Source organism: Sphingopyxis indica, assembly GCF_900188185.1.
GTDB lineage: Bacteria > Pseudomonadota > Alphaproteobacteria > Sphingomonadales > Sphingomonadaceae > Sphingopyxis > Sphingopyxis indica.
This window is the reverse complement of record NZ_FZPA01000001.1, coordinates 513,066-528,140: the sequence shown is the minus strand read 5'-3', so window position 1 is coordinate 528,140 and position 15,075 is coordinate 513,066. Positions and strand designations below refer to the sequence as shown.

General features: G+C 66.2%; 15 protein-coding genes. 7 read left to right on the top strand and 8 right to left on the bottom strand.

Going from position 1 to position 15,075, the window contains the following annotated elements:
- The first annotated feature begins 7 nt into the window (after positions 1 to 7).
- On the top strand, positions 8 to 718 hold the full coding sequence (locus CHB69_RS02400) for a glutathione S-transferase N-terminal domain-containing protein (protein ID WP_089214765.1): 711 nt from the start codon (positions 8 to 10) through the stop codon (positions 716 to 718).
- 21 nt (positions 719 to 739) lie between these two features.
- Here CHB69_RS02400 and CHB69_RS02395 read toward each other — a convergent pair whose 3' ends face one another.
- Entirely contained in the window at positions 740 to 1,507 is a 768-nt protein-coding gene (locus tag CHB69_RS02395; RefSeq protein WP_170935402.1) for an SDR family NAD(P)-dependent oxidoreductase, read from the bottom strand.
- A 108-nt stretch (positions 1,508 to 1,615) separates the two neighbouring features.
- Here CHB69_RS02395 and CHB69_RS02390 point away from each other — a divergent pair, with 108 nt between their 5' ends.
- From CHB69_RS02390 to CHB69_RS02370, 5 genes are all read left to right on the top strand, one after another.
- The gene (locus CHB69_RS02390) at positions 1,616 to 2,911 is read left to right on the top strand and encodes a spinster family MFS transporter (RefSeq protein ID WP_089214350.1); all 1,296 of its coding nucleotides are present in this window, start codon (positions 1,616 to 1,618) and stop codon (positions 2,909 to 2,911) included.
- A gap of 28 nt (positions 2,912 to 2,939) precedes the next feature.
- A complete protein-coding gene (locus tag CHB69_RS02385; protein WP_089214349.1) occupies positions 2,940 to 3,335 on the top strand; it encodes a nuclear transport factor 2 family protein in 396 nt (131 codons plus the stop codon).
- Between the two features lie 10 nt (positions 3,336 to 3,345).
- The gene (locus tag CHB69_RS02380) at positions 3,346 to 3,993 is read left to right on the top strand and encodes a carboxymuconolactone decarboxylase family protein (protein ID WP_089214348.1); all 648 of its coding nucleotides are present in this window, start codon (positions 3,346 to 3,348) and stop codon (positions 3,991 to 3,993) included.
- 67 nt (positions 3,994 to 4,060) lie between these two features.
- Positions 4,061 to 4,684 (top strand): glutathione S-transferase family protein, encoded by a 624-nt coding sequence (locus tag CHB69_RS02375; protein WP_245836467.1) that lies wholly within the window; start codon positions 4,061 to 4,063, stop codon positions 4,682 to 4,684.
- A 19-nt stretch (positions 4,685 to 4,703) separates the two neighbouring features.
- The gene (locus CHB69_RS02370) at positions 4,704 to 5,297 is read left to right on the top strand and encodes a VOC family protein (RefSeq protein WP_089214347.1); all 594 of its coding nucleotides are present in this window, start codon (positions 4,704 to 4,706) and stop codon (positions 5,295 to 5,297) included.
- Between the two features lie 153 nt (positions 5,298 to 5,450).
- Here CHB69_RS02370 and CHB69_RS02365 read toward each other — a convergent pair whose 3' ends face one another.
- Positions 5,451 to 7,016 carry a long-chain-fatty-acid--CoA ligase gene (locus CHB69_RS02365; RefSeq protein WP_089214346.1) on the bottom strand — a complete coding sequence of 522 codons (1,566 nt, stop codon included), beginning with the start codon at positions 7,014 to 7,016 and terminating at the stop codon, positions 5,451 to 5,453.
- Positions 7,017 to 7,067: 51 nt separating this feature from the next.
- Between CHB69_RS02365 and CHB69_RS02360 the strand changes: the two genes are divergently transcribed.
- Complete coding sequence (locus CHB69_RS02360) at positions 7,068 to 8,156, top strand: uroporphyrinogen decarboxylase family protein (protein WP_425442395.1); 1,089 nt, start codon at positions 7,068 to 7,070, stop codon at positions 8,154 to 8,156.
- 102 nt (positions 8,157 to 8,258) lie between these two features.
- Here the strand turns inward: CHB69_RS02360 and CHB69_RS02355 are convergent, their stop codons facing one another.
- From CHB69_RS02355 to CHB69_RS02330, 6 genes are all read right to left on the bottom strand, one after another.
- The gene (locus CHB69_RS02355; RefSeq protein ID WP_089214344.1) at positions 8,259 to 8,951 is read right to left on the bottom strand and encodes an alpha/beta fold hydrolase; all 693 of its coding nucleotides are present in this window, start codon (positions 8,949 to 8,951) and stop codon (positions 8,259 to 8,261) included.
- A 109-nt stretch (positions 8,952 to 9,060) separates the two neighbouring features.
- Positions 9,061 to 9,981: a 2-hydroxyacid dehydrogenase gene (locus tag CHB69_RS02350; RefSeq protein ID WP_089214343.1), complete on the bottom strand. Its 921-nt coding sequence runs from the start codon at positions 9,979 to 9,981 to the stop codon at positions 9,061 to 9,063.
- On the bottom strand, positions 9,978 to 11,276 hold the full coding sequence (gene eno, locus CHB69_RS02345; protein WP_089214342.1) for a phosphopyruvate hydratase: 1,299 nt from the start codon (positions 11,274 to 11,276) through the stop codon (positions 9,978 to 9,980). The genes CHB69_RS02350 and eno overlap by 4 nt, the downstream gene beginning before the upstream one ends.
- Positions 11,273 to 12,253: a phosphotransferase family protein gene (locus CHB69_RS02340; RefSeq protein ID WP_089214341.1), complete on the bottom strand. Its 981-nt coding sequence runs from the start codon at positions 12,251 to 12,253 to the stop codon at positions 11,273 to 11,275. The genes eno and CHB69_RS02340 overlap by 4 nt, the downstream gene beginning before the upstream one ends.
- The gene (locus CHB69_RS02335) at positions 12,254 to 13,381 is read right to left on the bottom strand and encodes an alpha/beta hydrolase (protein ID WP_089214340.1); all 1,128 of its coding nucleotides are present in this window, start codon (positions 13,379 to 13,381) and stop codon (positions 12,254 to 12,256) included.
- A gap of 43 nt (positions 13,382 to 13,424) precedes the next feature.
- Positions 13,425 to 15,059, bottom strand: coding sequence for a long-chain-fatty-acid--CoA ligase (locus CHB69_RS02330; RefSeq protein WP_089214339.1), 1,635 nt, complete (start codon positions 15,057 to 15,059; stop codon positions 13,425 to 13,427).
- Between the last annotated feature and the right edge of the window lie 16 nt (positions 15,060 to 15,075).

Genomic DNA, 15,075 nt, shown 5'->3' with positions numbered 1-15,075 from the left:
GGCCGCGATGATCGACGTCTATTTCACCCCGACCCCCAACGGCCACAAAGTCTCGATCATGCTCGAGGAGACCGGACTGCCCCACCGGTTGCTCAAGATGGACGTGCTCGCGGGCGACCATCTGACGCCCGAATATCGCCGCATCAACCCGAACGGGCGGCTGCCCGCGATCGTCGATCACGATCCCATCGGCGGCGGCGCGCCGCTGCCGGTGTTCGAGAGCGGCGCGATCCTGCTCTATCTGGCGGAGAAATCGCGACAATTGCTTCCCGAAAATCCACGCCGCCGCAGTCAGGCGCAGCAATGGCTGATGTGGCAGATGGCCAGTTTCGGCCCGATGCAGGGACAGGCGCATCATTTCATCCGCTACGCGCCCGAGGGGCAGGACTATCCCGTCGAACGCTATCGCAACGAGACGATCCGGCTGCTCCACGTTCTCGATGGCCGCCTGCGCGAAGCCGACTATCTGGCCGAGGAGTATAGCGTCGCCGACATTGCGACGTGGCCATGGGCGCGCGCGACTGGCGCGATCGGCCTTTCGCTCGAAGATTTCCCCGCCGTCGCGGCGTGGTTCGAACGGATCGCCGAGCGTCCCGCGGTCATCGCCGGAACCGGCATCAAAAATGCCGCCAACCTGTCGAGCGCGCGCCCGGTGCTGACCGAGGAGCAATGGTCGAACCTGTTCGGCCAGAATATGCTCGCCGCGCCGACGCGCTGACCGCCTGGCGGGGGCGGCGGCTCAAACGGTGCCGGCGTGGCCCCACTGATAGTCGATCCTGCCCCCGAGCCGCCGGACGGCAACCCAGTCGCCGCCCGCCAGCCCGTCGTCCTCGATCAGCCGGATCACGCCGGCGGCAATATCCTCGGGTTCGCACGCCTCGTTGTTCGCGAGCACCTGCTTCATCCACTCGGACTTGCCGCCCGCGCCCGTGGTGTCGAGGATCGGCGTTGCGACGAGCCCCGGGAGCATCCCCGCGACACGGACATTGCATTCGTCCTTCAGGGGCGCGCAGCAGCGCGTGAACATCATCACCGCCGCCTTGGTCGTCGCATACATCGCGTCGTAGAATCCGGTGCCGAGCGCGACCGTCGATACGGTGTTGACGATCACCCCGCCCCCGCGCGCCTTCATCGCCTGCACCGCGATCTGCGTCGCCGCGACCAGCGAGGTCAGATTGACATCGACGATCCACCTGATCCGCGCCGCATCGACATCGGGGAATTGCGGCAAGCCCGATACGACGCCCGCATTATTGTGCAATATGTCGACATCGCCATGCACCTTGAACCAGGCTTCGGTCGCCGGGATGTCGGAGAGGTCGAGCGCGTGCGCCATCGCGCGGGCACCCTCCGCTTCGACGAGGTGCGCGGTTTCGGCAAGCGCCTCTTCCTTGACATCGACCAGCGCGATCTCGGCCACGCCGCGCGCCGCGAGCAGCACCGCGGTCGCGCGGCCGATGCCGCCTGCTGCCCCGGTCACGATCGCGCGCTTTCCCTTGATCTCCATCACACTCTCCCATCTTGGTTTGCGTCCCATCGTAAAGCACATTGACAGATAAACTTAAATACCTAAGCATTTCCGAGAAACGAGAATCGCACCAATTTGGGGAGAGCCATGACGCAAGCCACCGCGATCGAAGCGGGCGCCGCGCCGTCCGGCCGCGCCATGACCGCGCGGCGCGGCGTCGCGCTGGCGATGCTGTTCCTCGTCGGCACGATCAACTTCGTCGACCGCCAGCTCCTGTCGGTGCTCGTCGAACCGATCCGCGCCGACATGCGGTTCAGCGACACGCAATTCGGCCTGCTCACCGGCCTTGCCTTCGCACTCTTCTATGCCGCGATGGGGGTGCCGGTCGCGATGATCGCCGACCGCTGGAACCGCGTGAAACTGATCGGCATCGCCTGCATCGTGTGGAGCGGCTTCACCGCCGCTTGCGGGCTGGTGTCGAATTTCTGGCAGCTCGCACTGATGCGCTTCGGCGTCGGCGCGGGCGAGGCGGGCGGCACCGCGCCCTCGCTTTCGGTGATCGCCGATCTCTATCCCCCCGACCGGCGCCCGCTCGCGATCGGCCTGTTCACGCTGAACGGCCCGTTCGGCGTCTTCGTCGGCGCCGCCTTCGGCGCGTGGGCGGCGGCGCACATCGGCTGGCGCCATGCCTTTCTGGTCATCGGCATCGTCGGCATCGTCGTCGCGCCGCTACTCATCTGGCTGGTGCGCGAGCCCGCGCGCGGCGCGATGGACACGGGCAGGCCCGCCGACGAAGCGCTGCCCTTCGGCCAGAGCCTCGCGATGTTCGTGCGCCGCCGCTCGCTGCGCATGGTGATGATCGGCAGCGGGCTTGCCGCCTTCGTCAGCTATGGCATGCTCAACTGGATTCCCGCTTTCCTGATGCGGACGCAGGGGATGCCCCTCGACGCGATGGCAACCTGGTTCGCACCCGCCGCGGGCATCACGTTCGGCATTGGTATTTTGGGCGGCGGCTGGCTCGTCAGCCGTGCCGCGAAGCGATCGCCGCGCGCCTATGGGACGATTCCGGCGCTGGCGACCGCGATCCTGATCCCGACCTTCGCCGCTGCGCTGCTCGCGGGCAGCTGGCAGGTTTCGCTGGCGTTGATGCTCGCCCCGATGGCCGCCTGCACCGCCTATGTCGCGCCGGCGCTCGCGCTGGTCCAGAATCTGACCCCGCCGCGCAGCCGCGCGACCGCGGCCGCGGTGCTGATGCTGATGTTCAACATCGTCGGCCTCGGCCTCGGCCCGCTCTTCATCGGCATGGTCAGCGACGCGCTCAAGCCTGTGCATGGCGACGACAGCCTGCGCTGGGCGCTGATGGCCATCCTGCCCTTCGCGCTCGCCGCTGGCCTCGCGCAATATGCGATGACGCGCCATCTCGAAAAGGATTTCGCCGAATGACCGGCAGCAGGCCAAGGGAGAAAGGCATATGACCGAACAGGACGACATCCGCGCGATGGCGACGCGCTTTTTCGACGCGATCGAGGCGGGCGACATCGAAACCATGCAAAGCAGCTTCGCCCCCGACGCCGCGATCTGGCACAACACCGACGAAAAGATCGTCACCCCCGCGCAGACCGCACAGACGCTGACCGGCATGGTCGCGCGGATCAAGGATCGCGAATATGCCGACCGCCGGCTGATCACCTTTCCCGGCGGCTTCGTCCAGCAGCATGTGCTGAAGGGAAAGCGCGTGCAGGACGAGGTCGAGGTGCGCCTGCCCTGCGCGATCGTCTGTGCGGTCAAGGACGGCAAGATCGCCCGCCTCGACGAATATTTCGATAGCGCCCACGTCGCCGCCTTTCGCAAATATGCCGACGCCTGAGGAGTAAGATATGCCCGTGTTGCGCCAGGTGCCCCGCGCCGACGTCACCGACGAAACCGTCCTCGCCTATTACCAGCGCCTGTTCGGCGACCGCGATCCGGTGGCCGAGCCCGGCACCGCGACCGGCACGCCCGGCGACTGGTGGACAGTCTACGCGCTGTCGCCCGACATCTTCAAACATGCGGTCGACGGCTTCGCCGTCTATCGCAACCCCGCGCGCTCGATCGACCCGGTGCTGCGCGAGCTCGGCCAGACGCGCGCCGGCTGGGTGAAGGGCAGCCAGTTCGTCTTTTCGCAGCATTGCAAGTCGCTGCGCGGCCTCGGCGTCAGCGAGGAGAAAATCGCGGCGGTTCCTTATTGGACGGTCGCCGAATGCTATAACGATCAGGAGCGCGCGGTACTCGCCTATGCCGACTGCCTGAGCCAGGCGGGCGGGCGCGTTCCGACCGAAGTGTTCGACAAGCTCAAGAGCTTCTGGACCGACGAGCAGATTTTCGAATTCACTTACATCACCTGCCTCTACGACATGCATGCGGTGATCACCCGCGCCTTGCGCATGGAATATGACGCACGCGAAGACCCGATCGTCGAGGTCGCGGCGCCCGAAGGCTTCGATGCCGCCGACTTCCTGAGCGCGCCGCGATCGAAGTCTGAATGAGGACAGACTCAAACCGTCAATCTAATTGACAGTTTGCGCGCGATCCGATAGAAGGATCACCGAGAGGATGGCCATGAAATTCTATAATTCGGTCGGCCCCAATCCCCGCGTCGTGACCTTGTTCATGGCGGAAAAGGGAATCGAACTGCCGCAGGTCGAGGTCGATCTGCGCGGCGGCGAGAACCGGCGCGCACCCTATAACAGCGAGGTCAATCCCGCGGGGCAGACGCCGGCGCTCGAACTCGACGACGGCTCGGTGCTCACCGAAATCACCGCGATCTGCGAATATCTCGAGGAACGCTTCCCCGATCCGGCGCTGATAGGCACGACGGCGGAGGAGCGCGCCAAGACCCGCATGTGGACGCGCCGCGTCGACCTCAAGATCTGCGAGCCGCTGACCAACGGCTTCCGCTTCGCCGAGGGCTTGCCGCTGTTCGAACCGCGGATGCGCTGCCTTCCCGAAGCCGCGGCGGGGCTGAAGGCGGTCGCGCAGGACGGGCTCAAATGGCTCGACCCGCTGATCGCCGGCCGCGACTATATCGCAGGCGACCGGCTGACGCTTGCCGACATCATGCTCTTCGCCTTCCTCGATTTCGGCGCGGGCGTCGGTCAGCCGCTCGACCCCGCGAACAGGAATATACTGCGCTGGTTCGAAGGCATGAAGGTCCGGCCGAGCGCCAATCCCGGCTAAGACGCAAAGGAGACGGACGATGGCAGAAGCGAACAAGGAATTCGAATTTTGCGGGGTCAACCACCTCGCGCTGGTGTGCAAGGACATGGCGAGGACGGTCGAATTCTACCGCGACCTGCTCGGCATGCCGCTGACCAAGACGATCGACCTTCCCGGCGGCCGCGGCCAGCATTTCTTCTTCGACATCGGCAACGGCGACAGCCTCGCCTTCTTCTGGTTCAAGGGCGCGCCCGAGGCCGTCCCCGGTATTTCGGCGCCCGAAGCGCTGCCGACGCAAGGCAATTTCATGTCGGCGCACGGGTCGATGAACCATATCGCGATAAACGTTCCCGCCGAACGCTTCGATGAATATTATAACCGGCTCGTCGAAAAGGGCGTCAAGGTCACCAAGATCCTGAACCACGACAATTCGCCGACGCAATCCTCGGACGAAGTCAACGACGACGTCTTCGTGCGCTCGGTCTATTTCTTCGACCCCGATGGCGTGTGCCTCGAATTCGCGGCGTGGACCAAGGTGTTCGACGAAAGCGACGTCGCGCACGACCCCGTCCGCGCCGACGGCACCAAGGCCGAAGGCATGATCACCGGCCGCACGCCGGTGCCGGCCGAATGATTCTGTTCAGATGCACTCCTCTGGCCCGGCCTTCGCGCCGGGCTTTTTTTTGAGGGTGGCCGGTTGCGGGCGGCAGCGGACATAAGGGTCCTCCCCGGCACGGGGAGGAACATCCGCTAACCACCCCCAACCAGTCGTTCGCCCAGAGCCCCCCTACCCCACGGCCCGCTCGCGTCCTTCCCAATAGGGCGCGCGCAGTTCGCGGCGCAGAACCTTGCCCGACGGATTGCGCGGCAGGGCGTCGATGATTTCGACGCTTTTCGGCGCCTTGTAGGCCGCGATGCGTTCGCGAGCCCAGGCGATCACCGCGGCGGGCTCGACGCTCGCTCCCGCCGCCGGAACGATCAGCGCCTTCACCGCCTCGCCCCATTTGTCGTCGGGAACCCCGATCACCGCGACGTCGGCGACGCCGGGACAGCCCATGATCGCGCTTTCGACCTCGGCCGGGTAGACATTCTCGCCGCCCGACACGATCATGTCCTTGATCCGGTCGTGGACGAAATAGAAGCCGTCGGCGTCGCGATAGCCGACGTCGCCGGTGCGCAGCCAGCCCTCGACCACCGTATCGGCGGTCGCCTCCGCACGGTTCCAATATTCCTTCATCACGATGTCGCCGCGGATCGCGATTTCGCCGATCTCGCCATCCGCAAGCGGCCGCCCCTCGCCGTCGAGGATCGCCATTTCGGTCTGCGGCCACGGCTTGCCGCATGAGGTGAGCTTGCCCGGCAGATCGTGCGCTGCGGGCGACAGATAGGAGCCGCCGCCCGAGCTTTCGGTCATGCCGTAAAATTGCACGAAATCGCAGCCGAAGGTCGCGCGCGCGCGGCGCAGCACATCCTGGGCGATCGGCGAGGCGCCATAGGCGATCGAGCGGAGCGCGGAATAGTCGCCCGCCTCCGCCTCGGGCTGCTGGAGCATCATCTGGATCATCGCGGGGGCAAGGAAGGCGTGCGCCACCCGTTCTTCGCTCATCATGCGGATCGCATCGGCGGCCGAAAAATCCTTGACGAGCACCAGCCGCCCGCCCTGCGCCAGCCCCGAGAAACTGACGTTCGTCCCCGCGACGTGGAACAGCGGCATCACGATCATCACCGTCTCGTCCTCGCCATAGGCGAAGCCGTCGACCTCGGTCGCCATTTCGAGGAAACGGCGGTAATTTTTGTTGGCGAGCACGACGCCCTTCGGCCGCCCGGTCGTGCCGCTCGTATAGAGCTGGAGCACGTCGTCGGCGAGCCGCGGCGCGTCGGCGGGCGGCGTCGCCGGGGCATCGGCCAGCCATGCGTCGAACGGCTCGAAAGCGGGATGCGCCCCATAGAGCGCGATCAGGCGCGGCTTGTTGTCGAGACCGGCCACCGCCGCGAGCGCGGTTTCGAAGAAATCCTCGCCGACGAAGAGCAGCTTCGGCGCCGCATCGCCGAGGATGAAGGCGACCTCGCCCGGCGCGAGGCGGCAGTTGATCGGCGCGAGACAGGCGCGCGCCCGCGCGGTGCCGAAGAAGAGCGGATACCAGGCGTCGTGGTTCTTGGTGAGCACCGACACCCGGTCGCCCGACGCGACGCCCGACGCGATCAGCGCGTTGGCGACGCGGTTCGAGCGCGCATCGAGTTCGGCAAAGCTCGTTTCGCGCACGCCGAACTTCACCGCGACGGCATTTCCCCGCTTTTTCGCCTGCGCCGCCGGGATGTCGGCCAGCGTCCTTATGGCGTCCAGATCGATCATTTCGCTCTCCCAACCTCAGTTTGATCTTGAATTAGATAGAATACTAAGCAAATGTTTGACCAGCCCCAAAATGCAAGAGGATCAGCCGTGTTCGACCATCCCATATTGCCCACGACGATCGTCGGAAGCTATCCCCAACCCGACTGGCTGATCGACCGCGAGCGGCTGAAGGCCAGCCTGCCGCCGCGCGTGCGCGCCGAAACGCTGTGGCGCATCCCTGCGCCGTGGCTCGCCGAGGCGCAGGAAGCTGCGACGCTGATGGCGATACGCGATCAGGAAGAGGTCGGCATCGACATCGTCGGCGACGGCGAGATGCGCCGCGAAAGCTATTCGAACCGCCTCGCGACCGCCTTGGCGGGGATCGACACCGAAAAGCACGGCACCGCGATCGACCGCACCGGCAATGCGAATCCGGTGCCGCTCGTCTCCGGCCCAATCCGCCGCTTCGCTCCGATCGAGGCGCAGGATGCGACCTTCCTCCGCCGCCATTCGACGAAGCCGGTCAAGCTCACTCTGCCCGGCCCCTTCACGATGACGCAGCAAGCCGAAAACGGCTATTATCCCGACGCACGGGCGCTCGCGATGGACTATGCCGACGCGGTCAATGCCGAGGTCAAGGACCTGTTCGCGGCGGGAGTCGATGTCGTCCAGCTCGACGAACCCTATCTCCAGGCGCGTGCCGATGCAGCGCAGGCCTATGCGATCGAGGCGATCAACCGCGCACTCGACGGCGTCGAGGGCACGACCGCGCTCCACATCTGCTTCGGCTATGCGATGGTCCATCATGGCGCGGGCGCGACGGGGCCCAAGCCCAAGGCTTATGATTTCCTCGCCGAACTCGAAGCGTCGGACATCGACGTGATCTCGATCGAGGCGGCGCAACCCGGGCTCGACCCCGCGATCCTCGCCGAATTGCCGACCAAAACGATCATGTACGGTGTTCTCGACCTGTCGATCCCCGAAGTCGAAACCCCCGAGGTCGTCGCCGGCCGCATCCGCGAGGCGCTGCGCCATGTCGATGCCGAGCGGCTGTGGATCGCTCCCGACTGCGGCATGAAATATCACAGCCGCGCGCATAGCCTGGCGAAGCTGAAGGCGATGGTCGACGGAGCGGCGCTGGTGCGCGCGGAATTGAAATAATCGAAGCTTCAATAAATTTGTCATCCCCGCGAAAGCGGGGATCCAGGGCCGGGTCAACCGGCGTACGCTCTGGATTCCCGCTTTCGCGGGAATGACAGGAAATTATTGATCGACGAATTCCGTCAGCAGCGGCACCACGGCCTCGGGCGCCTCGACGGTCGGCAGATGCCCTGCCCCCGCGATCACCTCCAACCGCGCTCCCGTGATCGCTTCCAAAATCTCCTCATGGTGCGCGCGGCTCGTGATGCCGTCCTTCTCGCCCCAGATCAGCAAGGTCGGCACGGCAATTTCGCCGAGCCGCGGGCGGCTGTCGATGCGGGCCATGATTGCGCGCTGCTGCGCGAGGAAGGCTTCGGCGCCGGTCTCTGCCGCCATTCGCCGTGCCAGGCCGAGCAGCGCCGCGTCGCCGCGCTTTTCCTCGGGGAACAGGATCGGGATGCGCTCCTCGACCACCTGATCGAAACGACCATTTTCCACGAGGTCGATATAGCCCTGCCGCCGCGCGGTCTGCGCGGGGCCGTCGGCCGAGGCGAGCGTCGAAATCAGCGCGAGCTTCGCGACGCGCTCGGGCGCGCGGCGCATCACCTCGAAGGCGACGAAGCCCCCCATCGCGTGCGCGACAAGGATGAATTCGGGCGGGGCATTGTCGAGCAGGCGCCGCGCGAAACCCTCGATCCTGTCGTCGCTGCGATTATCGGCGACGATCACCTCGCGGTCGCCCCACGCATCGAGCAGCGGTTGCCACACGGCTTCGGTAAGAAGCTGGCCGGTGACGAGGACGATGGGAAGAGTCATGATCAGAAATTCCTAGCTTGCTCGTCATTGCGAGCGAAGCGAAGCAATCCAGAGCGGTTTACGCGCAGGCTGGATTGCTTCGCTTCGCTCGCAATGACGGAACATCATTTTATACCACCCGATGCAGCAAGGGTTCGCCCGCCTCGAGCCGGCGGATATTTTCGTACGCGACCGTCAGGCTGCGGACGAGCGTTTCGGGCGTCAGCCACGCGATATGCGGCGCCAGCACGACATTCGGCAGGCCGAGCAGCGGATTGCCGCGCGGCAGCGGCTCCTCGCCGAACACGTCGAGCCCCGCGCCGCGCAAATGCCCCGTGGAGAGAGCGCGCACGAGTGCGGCCTCGTCGACCAGCTCGCCGCGCGCGGTGTTCACCAGCACCGCCCCCTTCTTCATCGCGAACGGGTCGATCGCCCCGCGCGTCTCGTCGGTGAGCGGCATGTGGAGCGACACGATGTCGCTCTGCACAAGCAAGCGATCGAGCGGCAAATACTGATAGGGCAACGCCTTTTCGCTGCGCGTCGTATAGACGATTTTCGCCCCCAGCGCCGCGAGCACCGGCGCGAGCCGCTGCGCCGAATGGCCGAAGCCGACCAGCCCGACGGTGCGCCCGGCGACTTCGCCGACCGCATCGAGCTCGGACGGATCGGCGGTCCATCCCTCGCCCGCGCGGGTGCGCGCGTCGAAGAAGCAGGTGCGGCGCAACACCGCCATCATCAGCGACAGCGCCATTTCGGCGACCGCCTGGCTGTTGGTGCCGGGCATGTTGCATACCGCGACCCCCGCCTCGCGCGCCGCGTCGAGCGCGATCGTATTCACTCCGACACCGAGCTTCTGGATCAACCTGAGCTCGGGCGCCGACGCGATGAACTCCGCCGTCACCGGCGTCAGCACATGCAATAGTGCGGTAATTTCGGAAGCCACCGCGTCGAGCGGCGCGGCCTCGTCGACATGAACGACCGTGCCGGGACCGAAAATCGCATCGACGGCAGCGCGAAAACCGGGGCTCGGGCGGGCGTGGAGAACGATCATGCCGCGACGCGCCCGATCGTTGCGGCGAAAGCGGAAAATCCTGCATATTCAGCGCCGACGCCCATCGCTTCCTCGATCCGCAGCATTTCGTTCCACTTGGCCATACGCTCCGAACGCGTGAAGCTGCCGACCTTCAACTGCCCTGCGTTCCAGCCGGTCGCGAGGTGCGCGATGGTGACGTCCTCGCTCTCGCCCGAGCGCGCCGAGACGATCGTGCCCCAGCCGCGCTGCGCCGCCGCATCGAGCGCCGCCTTCGCCTCGGTCACCGTGCCGACCTGATTGACCTTGATCAGCGCCGCATTGCACACCGCCGCTTCGCCCGCGCGCGCGACCCGCGCCGCGTCGGTGACGAGCACATCGTCGCCGATGATCTGCACCCGCTCGCCGATCGCTGCGGTCACCGCCGCCATCGTCGCCCAGTCGTCCTGTCCCGCCGGGTCCTCGATCGACAGGATCGGATAGCGCCCCGCCCATTCGACGATCCGCGCCGCCATGTCCTCGCCCGACAGGCGCCGGTCGTCGAGCGCGAGGCGGTAACCCGACGCGTCGCCGAACTCGTTCGCCGCGATGTCGAGCGAGATGAAGACATCCTCACCGGCGCGATGTCCGCTCGCCTCGATCGCCTGCGTCAGCGTATCGAGCGCGTCCTCGTTCGACGCGAAATTGGGCCACCAGCCCCCCTCGTCGGCGACCCCCGACAGCGGCCCCTTCGCCTCCATCAACCGGCCCGCCGCGCGATAAACGTCACCCGTGATCTCGAGCGCGCGGCGGAAACTGCCGGCATTGGGGCACATCACCATGAAATCCTGCACGTCGGTGCGCCGACCGGCGTGCGCGCCACCGCCGAAAATCTGGATTTCGGGGAGCGGGATGCGCACCGCCTTTCCGCCCGCCAGATAGCGCCACAAGGGCTCGCGTGCGTCCGATGCAGCGGCATGAAGCACCGCCATCGACACCGCGACGACGGCATTGGCGCCGAGCCGCGCCTTGTTCAGCGTCCCGTCGAGGTCGCACAGTGCCTTGTCGACCGCCGCCTGGTCGCGCGCGTCCATGCCCGCGATAGCGCCGGCAATCTCGGCGCCGATCCCCGCGACCGCGCCATTGACGCCGAAGCCGCCGAACGCCGTGCCACCGTCACGCAGGTCGATCGCTTCATGCGCGCCGCGCGACGCACCCGCCGGCGCGATCGCGCGACCGACTGCGCCCGATTCGAGCGTCACCTCGGCCTCGACCGTGGGCCGCCCGCGCGAATCCCAAAGTTGGCGGCCGGTGACGGAGGCGATACGCGAAGTCATTTCAAAGTCCTTTTCCAGTTGGCGACGAGCGCATCGAGCGCTGCGGGCGTCAAAAGCAGCGCGCGCGCCTGGTCGCGGACGATGCGCCGATGCTCGGGATCGGTCAGATAGGGTGCGGGCGATTTGCCCTCGACACGCGCGAGCAGCAGCGCGGCGGTGAGCTTTCCGGCGCGAAGCAGCAAGCCTGCGGCCTCTTCCCAGCCGATGCCTTCGCGATAGGCGGCAACCATCGCCGTTGCCGCTTCGCGCAGCCGCGCATCGCCGAGCCACACCGCCTTCAACAACAGATGCGTCGTACAGAAAGCCAGATCGAAGGCCGGGTCGCCATAGACGGCGCATTCGGCGTCGAGGAACACCGGGCCGTCGGCGCCCACCAGGATATTCTTGGGGCTGACGTCGCCATGGACGAGCGCAATCTTGCGCTCCGACAGATCCGCCGCGAGCGCGCGGAGCGCCGGTGCGAGTTCGGCGTCATGCTCGGCGACATAGAGCAGGAAAGGGTCGACGCGCAGCGCCCGAAACATCGCATCGGTCGGGAACGCGTCGCGCTCGGCGGCATCGCCCGCGGTCGCAGCATGCACCGCGGCGATCCGCGCGCCGACCGCCGCGGCAAAACCGGCATCGACGCGCCCCGCGATCAGTTCGTCCTTCCATACCGGCGCGCCGGGGATGAAGCGCATCGCAAAGCCATAGCCGGGCAGTTCGGCGAGCACTTCGGGCACCATGCGCGGATCGACGGCGCGCGCGCGGCGCAGCCAGCGCACCTCGCTCGCGCCGCGCTCGACCGGCGCGTGCCAGTCGGCGGCGACGCGAAGCTGTTCGAGCGGGCGCTTGACCACGACCGGGCCGTCCACCGTCGCGACCTTCCACACGTCGCACGACACGCCACCGGTCAGCGGCTCGGGCACCGCGCCCTTCGCGACGGACAGCCCGGCGCCGCGCAGATCGTCGATGATGGCGGCACCCGCCGTTTCCACTTACAGCTTCTCCCTGATCCACGCGCCGACCAGATCGGCGGCGTTCCGGCGCTCTTCGATCGAATCCTCGAAATAATGCGCGCCCTTGATCAGTTCGAGTTGCTTGTCGGCCGAACCGAGGAAATCGAAGATCTTGCGGGCATCGCTCGGGAAGACGCCGGTGTCGGCCGTTCCCTGGACGACGAGCGCCGGCGTGTCGTGCTTCGCAAGGTGCGGCTGCCCCTGGCACGGCGAGGTTTCGAGGCTCCACATGTTGAGCCACGTCTTAATCGTGTTCGCGCGCCCGATGCTCGGGGTGCGGTTGGCGACCGCGGGGTCGCCGCGATAGCACCAGTTGGGCTTGCGGTCCGACGGGTCGATCGCCGGATCGACGCAGCGGATGTCGCCCCAGCAGCGGAACATCGGAAAGATGCGGTCGGGAATGCCCGCCGCGTTAAGGCGCTTGAGTTCTGCCTTCGCCCAGTCGGTGATCCGCTGGTTGCGCGCGCGCTGTGCGGCGCGATATTTCGTGATGAACGCGTCCGAATAGGGCGGACCATTGTCGGGGTTGAAGGGGTCGAGTTGGGGGTCGGTCAGCGTCGGATCATTCTCGTCGATCACCGACGCGTCCATCCAGTCGGTCAGCACCTCGGGCCGTCCCTGGTGCGCGTTGAAGCTGATATAGAGGTCGCCCTTGACGAGCTCAGCCAGCGCGTCCTGCCCCGCGGGCGGAAGGCGGTCGGTCAGGGTCGGCGCGATCGCTTCGGCCTGATAGGCGCCCATCAGCGAGCCGCCGCCCGAATTGCCGAGGATGACGATCGCCTCGACGCCGGCTTCTTCCTTCAGCCACTTCATGCCGACGCCGATGTCGAGAATCGCATGTTCGAGCAGGAACTGGTCCTCCATGCCGCGATAGCGCGTGTTCCAGCCGAGAAAGCCAAACCCCTGCCGCGCGAACCAGGGCGCGATATAATGTTCGGAGAAATCGACATTATAGTGCGTCGCGATGATCGCGACCTTCGGGCGCTTGCCGCTTTCGGTCCAATAGATGCCTTGGCACGGGTGTCCGCCCGCCTGAATCCGCGGTGCGGTCGGCGACACGCGGCCGATGAATTGCGCGTCCAGCCCTTCGATCCCGTTCGGGTCCATCAGTCTCTCTCCTGCTTGCAGTATTTCATCATCGGGGACCATGTCAGCGGCTCGCCTCGAACGGCAGCTCATAGCCCTCCAGCCCGACGCGGATCGCCTTCTTGTCGATCTTGCCGGTCGGGCCGAGCGGGATTTCTTCGACGAAGATGATGTCGTCGGGCATCCACCATTTGGCGATCTTGCCGTCGAGATATGCCCTGAGATCGTCGGCGCAGGCGCTCGCGCCGTCCTTGAGCTGGCACAGCAGGATCGGCCGCTCGTCCCATTTCGGATGCGACACGCCCACCACCGCTGCAATCGCGACCGCCTCGTGACCCGTCGCGATATTTTCGATCTCGATCGAGCTGATCCATTCGCCGCCCGATTTGACGACATCCTTCGCGCGGTCGGTGATCTGCATATAGCCTTCGCCGTCGATCGTGCTGACGTCGCCGGTGTCGAAAAAGCCCTCGGCGTCGAGCACGTCGCCGCCCTCGCCGCCGAAATAGCCGCGCGCGATCGTCGGCCCCTTGATCATCAGCCGGCCCGGAGTCTTGCCATCGTGCGGGAGGCGGTTGCCGGCATCATCGACCAGCTTCATTTCCAGCCCGCAGAGCAGCCGCCCCTGCTTGAGCTTATAGGCCATCTGTTCGGCATCCGACTTCGCGGCGACCGAGGCGTGCGGCACCGATACGGTACCGAGCGGCGAGGTTTCGGTCATCCCCCAGCCCTGGATGACATCGACGCCATAATCGTCGCGGAAGGTGCGGATCAGCGATTCGGGGCAGGCCGAACCGCCGATCGTCACGCGCTCGAGCGTCGTGAAGCGCTTGCCATTCTCCTGCATATATTGCAGCAGCATCTGCCACACCGTCGGAACCGCCGCCGAGTAAGTGACGCCCTCCGCCTCGATCAGATTATAGATGGATTCGCCGTCCATTCGCTGCCCCGGCAGCACGAGCTTCGCGCCGACCGCCGGCGCCGAATAGACGACGCCCCACGCATTGGCGTGATACATCGGCACGACGAGCAGCACCGTGTCGCGCGCCGACAGCGCGAGCGCGTCGCGCTGCAACGTCATCAGCGCATGGATATAGTTCGAGCGGTGCGAATAGAGCACGCCCTTCGGATTGCCCGTCGTGCCGCTGGTGTAGCACAGCCCGCATGCAGCATTTTCGTCGAAGCCGCCCCAAGCATATTCGGCCGAATGCCCGGCGATCCAGTCGTCGAACGCAACCGCATCGAAGCTGGTCTTCGGCAGCGAAGCGCGGTCGCAGAAAAAGATCACCTTCTCGATCGACGGCACCTGCGGCAACAGCGCTTCGACCAGGTCGGCGACCGCCGGGTCGGCGATCAGCAATCGGTCCTCGGCATGGTTCGCGATATAGGCGATCTGTTCGAGGAACAGCCGCGGGTTGAGGGTGTGCAGCACCGCGCCCATGCCGGCGGCGCCATACCAGGCGGCAAGGTGCCGGGCGCCGTTCCACGCCATCGTCGCGACGCGGTCGCCGGGCTTGATGCCCTCGGCCGCGAGCGCATTCGACACGCGTTTCGCATCGGCATGAACCTCCGCATAGGTCGAGCGGACCACCCGTCCTTCGGCATCGCGCGACACGATTTCGCGGGCTCCGTGCCATGCCGCGGCATGGTCGAGGATGCGGTCGACCGTCAGCGGCACATTCTGCATCAATCCGTCCATGACGACGCGCCTCTCC

Coding starts and splice junctions, on each gene's coding strand:
- CHB69_RS02350 (WP_089214343.1), bottom strand. CDS start 9,981: ATGATCGTTCTCCACGCCCGCCCGAGCCCCGGTTTTCGCGCTGCCGTC.
- CHB69_RS02395 (WP_170935402.1), bottom strand. CDS start 1,507: ATGGAGATCAAGGGAAAGCGCGCGATCGTGACCGGGGCAGCAGGCGGC.
- eno (WP_089214342.1), bottom strand. CDS start 11,276: ATGACTTCGCGTATCGCCTCCGTCACCGGCCGCCAACTTTGGGATTCG.
- CHB69_RS02390 (WP_089214350.1), top strand. CDS start 1,616: ATGACGCAAGCCACCGCGATCGAAGCGGGCGCCGCGCCGTCCGGCCGC.
- CHB69_RS02380 (WP_089214348.1), top strand. CDS start 3,346: ATGCCCGTGTTGCGCCAGGTGCCCCGCGCCGACGTCACCGACGAAACC.
- CHB69_RS02385 (WP_089214349.1), top strand. CDS start 2,940: ATGACCGAACAGGACGACATCCGCGCGATGGCGACGCGCTTTTTCGAC.
- CHB69_RS02375 (WP_245836467.1), top strand. CDS start 4,061: ATGGCCATGAAATTCTATAATTCGGTCGGCCCCAATCCCCGCGTCGTG.
- CHB69_RS02335 (WP_089214340.1), bottom strand. CDS start 13,381: ATGGACCCGAACGGGATCGAAGGGCTGGACGCGCAATTCATCGGCCGC.
- CHB69_RS02355 (WP_089214344.1), bottom strand. CDS start 8,951: ATGACTCTTCCCATCGTCCTCGTCACCGGCCAGCTTCTTACCGAAGCC.
- CHB69_RS02400 (WP_089214765.1), top strand. CDS start 8: ATGATCGACGTCTATTTCACCCCGACCCCCAACGGCCACAAAGTCTCG.
- CHB69_RS02370 (WP_089214347.1), top strand. CDS start 4,704: ATGGCAGAAGCGAACAAGGAATTCGAATTTTGCGGGGTCAACCACCTC.
- CHB69_RS02365 (WP_089214346.1), bottom strand. CDS start 7,016: ATGATCGATCTGGACGCCATAAGGACGCTGGCCGACATCCCGGCGGCG.
- CHB69_RS02360 (WP_425442395.1), top strand. CDS start 7,068: ATGTTTGACCAGCCCCAAAATGCAAGAGGATCAGCCGTGTTCGACCAT.
- CHB69_RS02330 (WP_089214339.1), bottom strand. CDS start 15,059: ATGGACGGATTGATGCAGAATGTGCCGCTGACGGTCGACCGCATCCTC.